Source organism: Microcoleus sp. Pol7_B2 (assembly GCF_036701035.1).
Classification (GTDB): Bacteria; Cyanobacteriota; Cyanobacteriia; order Cyanobacteriales; family Microcoleaceae; genus Microcoleus.
In genome coordinates, this window is record NZ_JAUBQB010000005.1 from 134,613 (window position 1) to 142,521 (window position 7,909).

9 protein-coding genes and 3 pseudogenes are annotated in these 7,909 nt (G+C 44.1%); 9 read left to right on the forward strand and 3 right to left on the reverse strand.

From position 1 onward, the window contains the following. Positions 1 to 22 precede the first annotated feature (22 nt). Together QUA57_RS28600 and QUA57_RS03740 are read left to right on the forward strand one after the other, a co-directional pair. Positions 23 to 211: pseudogene (locus QUA57_RS28600) on the forward strand (IS1 family transposase); the annotation flags it as partial. Between the two features lie 54 nt (positions 212 to 265). After that, on the forward strand, positions 266 to 1,159 hold the full coding sequence (locus QUA57_RS03740) for a DUF4214 domain-containing protein (protein ID WP_333059496.1): 894 nt from the start codon (positions 266 to 268) through the stop codon (positions 1,157 to 1,159). A gap of 9 nt (positions 1,160 to 1,168) precedes the next feature. Here the strand turns inward: QUA57_RS03740 and QUA57_RS03745 are convergent. Continuing rightward, a pseudogene (locus QUA57_RS03745) lies at positions 1,169 to 1,932 on the reverse strand (IS5 family transposase). 245 nt (positions 1,933 to 2,177) lie between these two features. Here QUA57_RS03745 and QUA57_RS03750 point away from each other — a divergent pair. Then, positions 2,178 to 2,582: a BON domain-containing protein gene (locus QUA57_RS03750; RefSeq protein ID WP_333059494.1), complete on the forward strand. Its 405-nt coding sequence runs from the start codon at positions 2,178 to 2,180 to the stop codon at positions 2,580 to 2,582. Positions 2,583 to 2,714: 132 nt separating this feature from the next. On the opposite strand, the gene QUA57_RS03755 is transcribed toward QUA57_RS03750, so the two are convergent. Both QUA57_RS03755 and QUA57_RS03760 read right to left on the reverse strand, forming a co-directional pair. After that, complete coding sequence (locus QUA57_RS03755) at positions 2,715 to 3,101, reverse strand: hypothetical protein (protein WP_333059493.1); 387 nt, start codon at positions 3,099 to 3,101, stop codon at positions 2,715 to 2,717. A 123-nt stretch (positions 3,102 to 3,224) separates the two neighbouring features. Then, positions 3,225 to 3,548, reverse strand: coding sequence for a YnfA family protein (locus QUA57_RS03760; protein WP_333059492.1), 324 nt, complete (start codon positions 3,546 to 3,548; stop codon positions 3,225 to 3,227). 185 nt (positions 3,549 to 3,733) lie between these two features. Between QUA57_RS03760 and QUA57_RS03765 the strand changes: the two genes are divergently transcribed. From QUA57_RS03765 to QUA57_RS03785, 6 genes and pseudogenes are all read left to right on the forward strand, one after another. Then, on the forward strand, positions 3,734 to 4,174 hold the full coding sequence (locus QUA57_RS03765; protein ID WP_333059491.1) for a nuclear transport factor 2 family protein: 441 nt from the start codon (positions 3,734 to 3,736) through the stop codon (positions 4,172 to 4,174). 56 nt (positions 4,175 to 4,230) lie between these two features. Then, positions 4,231 to 4,908 (forward strand): two-component system response regulator RppA, encoded by a 678-nt coding sequence (rppA, locus tag QUA57_RS03770; RefSeq protein WP_333059490.1) that lies wholly within the window; start codon positions 4,231 to 4,233, stop codon positions 4,906 to 4,908. Positions 4,909 to 4,926: 18 nt separating this feature from the next. Beyond that, entirely contained in the window at positions 4,927 to 6,207 is a 1,281-nt protein-coding gene (locus QUA57_RS03775; protein ID WP_333059489.1) for a HAMP domain-containing sensor histidine kinase, read from the forward strand. Between the two features lie 342 nt (positions 6,208 to 6,549). Beyond that, positions 6,550 to 7,101 carry a DUF3124 domain-containing protein gene (locus tag QUA57_RS03780; RefSeq protein WP_333059488.1) on the forward strand — a complete coding sequence of 184 codons (552 nt, stop codon included), beginning with the start codon at positions 6,550 to 6,552 and terminating at the stop codon, positions 7,099 to 7,101. A 253-nt stretch (positions 7,102 to 7,354) separates the two neighbouring features. Further along, entirely contained in the window at positions 7,355 to 7,495 is a 141-nt protein-coding gene (locus QUA57_RS28605) for an IS1/IS1595 family N-terminal zinc-binding domain-containing protein (protein ID WP_445304452.1), read from the forward strand. Between the two features lie 174 nt (positions 7,496 to 7,669). Further along, a pseudogene (locus QUA57_RS03785) lies at positions 7,670 to 7,909 on the forward strand (hypothetical protein); the annotation flags it as partial.

The following is a 7,909-nucleotide window of genomic DNA, read 5'->3' on the forward strand; positions in this document are numbered from 1 at the left end:
ACGGATTGAGATAGCTTATGGACTTGCAAACCTTACATATATGACAGGGGTAGAACGAGAAATACCAGATTAAGACATTACCTAGCTCGAAGGCAATTGAAAAACTTTATGTTACTCCAAATCAGTAGAAATGTTAAACCTATCGGTGAGGTTGGTTGTTTACTATCTCAAACATAAAACTGTACCTCTACCTCCCTGTATCATACCATAAATGTGCAACGCCGATTTTTTGACCCTACTATCTATAGTTTATAACGATTTAACAATGAACGAAAAATATTTTTTGCAAAGAACTGAGCCACTTGATAATGAAGCTTTTGTGGAAGAAGTTTACCGCGCTTATTTGAAACGCGATTCTGACGCTGATGGTAAAAGCTTATTTCTCCATAAATTGCAAAACGGCGAACTTACACGACCGGAAATCCTCAGCTCATTTTTGCAGTCACCGGAATTTAATTTTATAAGTGAATGGCAAAAAAGTATTTTAGGATTGCCGGGTTTGGAAATCATGTCATACCATCTACCAAAAACGGCAGGAACAAGTTTTTTCATAGCTTTAACACAGGTTTACGGTGTAGATAAAATCGCTGGTTATTTGCAGGAAGCGGTAGTATTAAGTGAAGGTGTAGAGTCCCCAACAATAAAAGTAATACACGGTCATGTTCCTTCGAGAAAATATTTACGTCCGGCTAATGTAAAAGAAATAATCTGGTTGAGGAATCCTGTCCTTCGTCTAATTTCCTTGTATTTTTTTTGGAAAACTATCCCTCGTACTGAAGATAAGTGTTGGCATAATTATCTGCAAATAAAAAACTTAGATATTGTGGAATTTGCCAATATTCCAGATGTCCGCAATGAAATGTCTCTCTACATTGGCGGACGAAATCTAAAAAATTTTTACTTTGTTGGCATCCAAGAATATTTTAAAGATGATTTAAGAGACCTTGGCAAAATGTTAAATTGGCCAGAAATCCAAATAACTTATGAAAATAAAAACCAGTATGATGGCTATAATCATTTGGTAAAAAGTCTCCTGAATGACAGCGATATTATGAATTATCTAATAACTCTCTATCGCGAAGACATAGAGCTTTATCAAGCAGCATTAGATCTGAGAGTTAAGCGGAAACAATTATTAAATTCATTAGCACAATACTAGGGCGTGTCATCAATTGAGCCAGATGACTGAAGTTGCCAAATAAATCGCCCCCAAAAAGTTGACCCCTCGCTTGTCGTATCGAGTGGCAATCGCGCGATACTGCTTGAGCAAGGCGTTGAAGTTCTCAATCAAATGCCGCGCTTTGTACAACTCTTCGTCATACTGCCGCTGCTGCTTGCGGTTGCGTTTTGGCGGAATCACAGCGGTCTTGCCTTGCGCTTCGAGCAGCTCAATCACTCGCTCATCTGCATCATAGGCCTTGTCCGCCAGCACGGTATCAGCGGCTAAGTCCGGCAACAGCTTCTCGGCTCCATCCAGCTCACACGCTTGTCCCGGCGTGAGATTAAAGCTCAACGGATTGCCAACGCATCCACGGTGGCATGAATCTTTGTACTTAATCCGCCCTTGCTGCGACCAATCGCTTCGGCTTCTGGCTCCCCCCGTTTGCGCCCGCACTGTGTTGGTGGGCACGCACAATAGTCGCATCAATCATGGCGTATTCGTTATCCGCATCCTCGGCTAAGTGCTGGAATACCCGCTCCGATACCCCCGTTTTCGACCACCGACTCCAGCGCGTATGCACGACCCGGAAATCGCCAAACCGCTGTGGCAGGTCGCGCCAGGGCATCCCGGCACTCCGGGCGACATAGCACCGCTTCCACAAACAAGCGATTGTCTTGTGCCGTCACGCCCACCGTGCCTTCTAGTCCTGGCAAGAGGTCTTTGATCCGTTCCCATGGGTCATCGCGTAGCGCATAGCGTCGAGTCGTCATCTCGGTTTACTGTCGTGTTTGGCAGGGTCTATACTCTCTACTTTATCGAATTCCGCTAATTGATGACACGCCCTAGTTCACTGGATTTGATTTATTGTTGCCTTTTATTAATAGGGTTGTCAAAAGCATTACTTTTGATAGATGAACTATCCTACATTCACTTGTTAATTTGGAATGCTCCAAGACTTCATGCTGAGGTTGAGCGGCAAAATTGCGTTTCACAACAAACAAAACAAACAAAAAATATGCAATTATTAAAGCTATTTGTGCAAGCAATCAGCGTCAGCACTGTTGCAATTTTGGGTTTAGGTGCTTGCACTTCCCCCAATACTTCACAGACAACTGTCCCATCTACTTCTGCTCCCACAACTGCCACTGGAAATACGACTGCTCCAACCGCTTCTGCGCCTGCAACCACGACCGCACAGACGCCTCAGAATCAAGACATTGACGATATTGCCGATCGCGTAGAAGACGCTTTAGACTCCGATGCCACCCTCAAGCCATTCGATTTGGACGCAGACGATCGGGATAATTCGATTGTGTTAACAGGGCGCGTTCAAACGGCAGAACAAAAAGCAATGGCAGAACAAATTGCTCGGCAAGCTGCAGCAAATGTTTCCATCAATAACGAAATCGTCACTCAGTAGTTCTTAATCCTCAAGTGGCAAGAGTATTTGGCGCTTTTTGCCGCTTGAGGAATTGCTCGATCGCAGCCAGGAAACCTATGGATTTGCCAACCTTATTTGACTGGATGCGATCGCAATATTGAAACAATAAACTTATTCAACGATCTCGTAACGGACTAACTGGCGAACATTTTGACGCGATAACTGTAGTTCTTGCGCGATCGCTGTCTCTATCTGGGTTGCGTCAGTCATTGGCAATTCTAATTGCAATCGCTTCAAAATTGGTTCTGCTGTTTCTACCGCAACTAGGGTCGTTCTTTGTTTTCGGTTAATCACCGCGTTGATGAGCAATATATTGACAGAAACTGTTGCTTTAAGCTGGGTATCTGCCTGAAGTTTATTCTTTGCGATCTGGGGTTGTTGTAATTCTTGAGCCATTAGGAAACTCGAACCAACCCAAAACGCGATCGCCACAAACGGCAATGGCAACCAAAACTCTGCGCCTGATGCTTTTAGCCAACGTTTAGTAACCTGCCACATACTACACCTATCTGTTTTAAACGCTTGCCCGGCGATCTATTTGCACTTTAGTGGAGCGATCGGTCTGCTGAAATCCTACTCAAGGGAGATGCGTCAACTATTCCAGTTCTATACCAACAGCAATCAGCTATGTGGGCTGAACAAAATTACAGCAGTTCCAATCAGGGAAATTGTAACACCAAGCAAGTCCCACTTATCTGGCTTAACTCCTTCAATGAGCCACAACCAAACCAGAGATGTAAGAATGTAAATACCTCCATAAGCAGCATATACTCTTCCAGCATTTGAAGCATTGACTTGAGTTAGAGAAAGCGCAAAACTGATTAAAGCTAAAATGCCTGGAAAAATCCACAAAATACTCTTTTCAAGTCTCACCCATGCCCAGAAAGCGTAACATCCAGAGATTTCTCCTATAGCTGCAAGTAGAAAAAAAGTAAGTGTTGGCATTTTTAGATTAATACTTTAAATAGGTAAATTTCATCAGCATATCAACAGCAATTATCGTTTTGAAACCCTTGCACTATAAATTGAGCTTTCAAGGCTAGATTGCTAAAGAGGGAATAAGGGTTTCAGATACCGAAATTCTTCAAAATAGCGAGTTTGGATGGGAATCACTCTCATAATCTTGCATAATGAAACCTGCTGTCACCATACCTCTTATGTCAGATCTACCTGCACCAGAAATCGAACTGCTCCATGCGGCGTACGCAGCCTTCAACGCGCGAGACATTGACGCTGCCCTTGCCCTCATGACTCCGGACGTGGCTTGGCCGAAAGCGTTCAAAGGCGGTTTTGTCCGCGGACCTGAAGAAGTTCGCGCTTACTGGACGGAGCAATGGAGCGAGATCGATCCGCACGTCGAGCCGGTTTCCTTTTACTCGGAGGAGATCGGGCGCATTTTGGTCGATGTCCATCAGGTCGTGCGTGACTTGGCTGGAGCAGTTCTTGTCGACGAGCACGTGGGTCATCGATTCACCCTCGAGCACGGCTTGATTCAAGCCATGGAAGTCTGTCCATCTCCATCGTCCACCCCAGAGTCCTCACCAGTTCAAACTTCTCTGCCAAAGTCATAATGAGAATTGCTGGCCTATCAATATATCAATGTTTATAAGCCAAATTAAAGAAATATATGAGAATCCTACTTGTGGAGGACGACCCAAAGCAACTGATGCCGCTGCAAACGGTACTAGCTCAAGCAGGACATAGCGTGGATGGGGTAAAAGATGGAGAGACGGCACAGTGGCTGTTATCAGAAAAAGATTATGATTTGTTGATTTTAGACTGGATGTTGCCACATATCAGCGGGGTAAATCTCTGTCGTCAATATCGAGCCGCAGGGAAAACAGCGCCGATTTTGATGATCACCGCAAGAGACACCACCCCTGAAAAAGTGACCGGGTTAGACGCAGGTGCAGATGACTACCTGGTGAAACCGATCGATTTGGTTGAATTCATGGCACGAGTCCGGGCATTAAGACGGCGATCGCCCCTTTGGCAAGGAGATACGCTCAGCCTTGAGGATCTGCACCTCCACCTAGATACTCTTACTGTTGAGCGACAAGGTGCAACCGTTTCCCTCTCCAGTCGCGAGTTTCAGTTGTTGGAGTATTTTATGCGTCATCCTCGACAGGTTTTGAGCCGGAATCAGATTGAACAAGCGGTGTGGGAATGGGGGACTCAACTAGAGAGCAATGCGATCACCGTTCTAGTTCGCAAACTCCGCCAACGCTTGCAGGCTGTAGGATCGGCAGACTGGATTGAGAGCATTTACGGTATGGGTTATCGCCTCACTTCCCCTGAACAGTAACGATCGTAAAGGCAAGCCGTGTTCAATCAAAGTCGTCGCAATCTGGCTCGTTGGTTCACCCTCTCAATGGGAAGCATTCTCGTGCTGTTTGCTGGGGCGATCTATCAGATTGAGGTGAAAGATAAACTAGAGGCGCTCGATCGACTGCTATATGACAAAAGCAGAATCATGGCTGCCAGCGTGCATTATGAAGTTCGCCAAAACCAGAACCAGGTCGATCTGAGCCATGTTTCCTTGTTAGGAAGTGGTTCGCATCCCCTTGCTGAAGATCTGATTTACGTGCGCTGGTATAACGCACAAGGGCTGCTAATTCGTTTTTTTGGGAATTCTCCTCCCGAGCAGTTAAATACGTCCTTTGGTTATCTCACACTTCGATCGACCGATCCACTTTTGGGAAAAGGAATCTGGCTGCGTCAGGTGACATTACCCGTTGAAGGTAGAACAGGGGTACTCGGTTATCTTCAGGTTGCAACTCCCCTGACAGAAACTCAAAACAGGCTCACTGAGCTTCAGATCGTGCTAACTCTCGCTGTCCCGCTGACACTGGGCTTAATTGCCCTCACAGGTTGGTTTCTCAGCGGGTTGGCCATGCAACCGATTCGGCAAGCCTATCAGCAGCTTCAGCGCTTTACAGCCGATGCCTCTCACGAGTTGCGATCCCCCCTGTCTGCCATTCTCACTAATGCCCAGCTTGGGTTGCTCATCGCGGGTGATGATTCACGTTACCATCCTCCCTTAGAAAACATTGTAGATAGCGCAAAATCAATGGGAGCGCTCGTGAATAATTTACTGCTGTTGGCTCGTCATCAGGGGCGACTTGCGCCGGAATCGCTCAGGTTAATTAATCTCAACGAGCTCCTCAGCAATTTAGCAACCCAGTTTCAGGCACTTGCAGAAGCCCACAATATCAAACTGACCTGCGAATTACCGGAACAACAGATTGAATTGTTGGCTGACCCTGATTTGCTGCGGCAAGTAGTGGAAAACTTGCTTTACAACGCCTGTAAATATACTCCCGCTGGCGGAACTGTAAAGATACGGCTAGTTCTTCATTCCAATTTGGCAGTCATTCAGATAATCGATACGGGAATCGGTATTCCAGAAGCGGACTTACCCTATATTTTCGATCGCTTCTATCGAGTAGACACCGAGCGATCGCAGGACAGCGGAGGCTTTGGGCTGGGGTTGGCGATCGTCCAACAAATTGTCAAGGCACACAGCGGACAAATACAGGTGAGAAGTGCAGTGGGCAAAGGCTCAACGTTCCAGGTTGAACTACCGCTCAAACCTTATCACTAAGCTGCCTCAAGAAAGAGAGATGCTTGTAGTATGTAGTTCTATAATGTTTGTTTTTGAGGTGACAATAAATTCTGTAGGTATTAATTGGTGGAGCCGGAATGATGCGGCTGGGGTTAGCCCAACAGTTATTAAAATTCGATAACACCATTGCGATCGTTGACAAAGACCAGCTTGCCTATGGCTTGGCCGGTTAAAAAATAGAGTTCTCAACGGGTCATTTAACCGATAAACTTGCTTTCCTCAAATAAATTGACAGATTAACTACCGTTTTAGTCTGCAGGAGACGGTTGATTGTGCTGTAGACGTAACTGCAATGTATGTGGTGTATTTGGATGAATGCCGATGAAGCTGAAACAGCATTTCTGGGTTGGTTGGGCGATCGCCGCGATCGTCCTGAACTCTTGTTCAGACCAAACTATTTCACAAAGGCAACAACCTGATACAAAACGTGAAACCTCACTCAGACCAGTCACGTTAGATAAAACAAAAGTTGTGATGGGACAAACCGTATATGTCCCTATTTACTCGCATATTTATCACTACAATAGCCAGGACAATGTGATGAATTTGTCAGCGACGCTCAGTATCCGAAATACGGATCTGACAAATTCGATTATTATTACTTCGGTGCGTTACTACGACAGTGATGGGAAATTGATTAGGCAGGACATTAAGAGTCCAGTAGAACTCAAGCCGCTTGCTTCCACAGACTTTTTTATTGCAGCCGATGATACAAGTGGAGGCTCAGGTGCAAACTTTATTGTGGAGTGGGTTGCAGAAAAAACGGTTTATGAGCCTGTCATTGAAGCTGTCATGATTAGTACCTCTTCTTCTCAGGGCATTTCATTTATCAGTCCCGCTAAAGTTCTCAAACAACACAAGATGCAAAAGTGATTTTAGAGGATTAAATTATTGCTTTACAAGGTAGTTTGGGGCTAGCCTAGAAAGGATTGAGGTATTGCTATCCAAAATTCTATTTTGCAACTAAAATGTCCCGATGTTTACATAAAATAAGTAAGCTTTTTAAGTAGGTTGGTGGGGAAATTTATAAGTATGCCACAAAATATTAAGTAGGGTGATGAGACTTAGGTAGTGATGCACAGTAAGAGTTTAATATTAAATCAACATAATTTTCCGAGGAAAAAGTATGGAATGTCCTAATTGTCCAAGCAAATTTTTTATTAAAAATGGAAATATTCATTACGGTAAACAGCGATTTAAATGTAAAACTTGTAGTCGTCAGTTTAGGGAAAATTATCAATATAGGCGGATTTCACTCCTATACTAAAGCCTTAATTGAGCGACTGATTTTAGAAAAAATTTTTTGAGCCGGAATTGCTAGAGCTACGGGGTATCTATTCCATGGCTTCAGAATTATGTAAATAAAAAGTATGCCAAATTTTTTTGGGAAATTTTGGTGATTAAAAAACCGAAAAGTTAGTGGATTTTACAGCTAGATGAAATGTGGTCATTTGTCAAAAACCAGCGAAAAAAGCAAGGGCTCTGGATAGTTTTAGATCAAAATACCCGTGAAATTGTTGGACTTTATATTGAAACCGCTAAAAAAAAATGGCGTCCAAGTTCTGGGAATCTTTACCTTCTGTCTATAGACCAATACGGTTCAGTTAAGAGCTATGCAGTGCTTAAAACAATAAATACAGGAGGATTCATTATTATTCCAGTACCTCTGTGTTTAACTTGT

Coding starts and splice junctions, on each gene's coding strand:
- QUA57_RS03755 (WP_333059493.1), bottom strand. CDS start 3,101: ATGTGGCAGGTTACTAAACGTTGGCTAAAAGCATCAGGCGCAGAGTTT.
- QUA57_RS28605 (WP_445304452.1), top strand. CDS start 7,355: ATGGAATGTCCTAATTGTCCAAGCAAATTTTTTATTAAAAATGGAAAT.
- rppA (WP_333059490.1), top strand. CDS start 4,231: ATGAGAATCCTACTTGTGGAGGACGACCCAAAGCAACTGATGCCGCTG.
- QUA57_RS03760 (WP_333059492.1), bottom strand. CDS start 3,548: ATGCCAACACTTACTTTTTTTCTACTTGCAGCTATAGGAGAAATCTCT.
- QUA57_RS03740 (WP_333059496.1), top strand. CDS start 266: ATGAACGAAAAATATTTTTTGCAAAGAACTGAGCCACTTGATAATGAA.
- QUA57_RS03750 (WP_333059494.1), top strand. CDS start 2,178: ATGCAATTATTAAAGCTATTTGTGCAAGCAATCAGCGTCAGCACTGTT.
- QUA57_RS03765 (WP_333059491.1), top strand. CDS start 3,734: ATGAAACCTGCTGTCACCATACCTCTTATGTCAGATCTACCTGCACCA.
- QUA57_RS03780 (WP_333059488.1), top strand. CDS start 6,550: ATGAAGCTGAAACAGCATTTCTGGGTTGGTTGGGCGATCGCCGCGATC.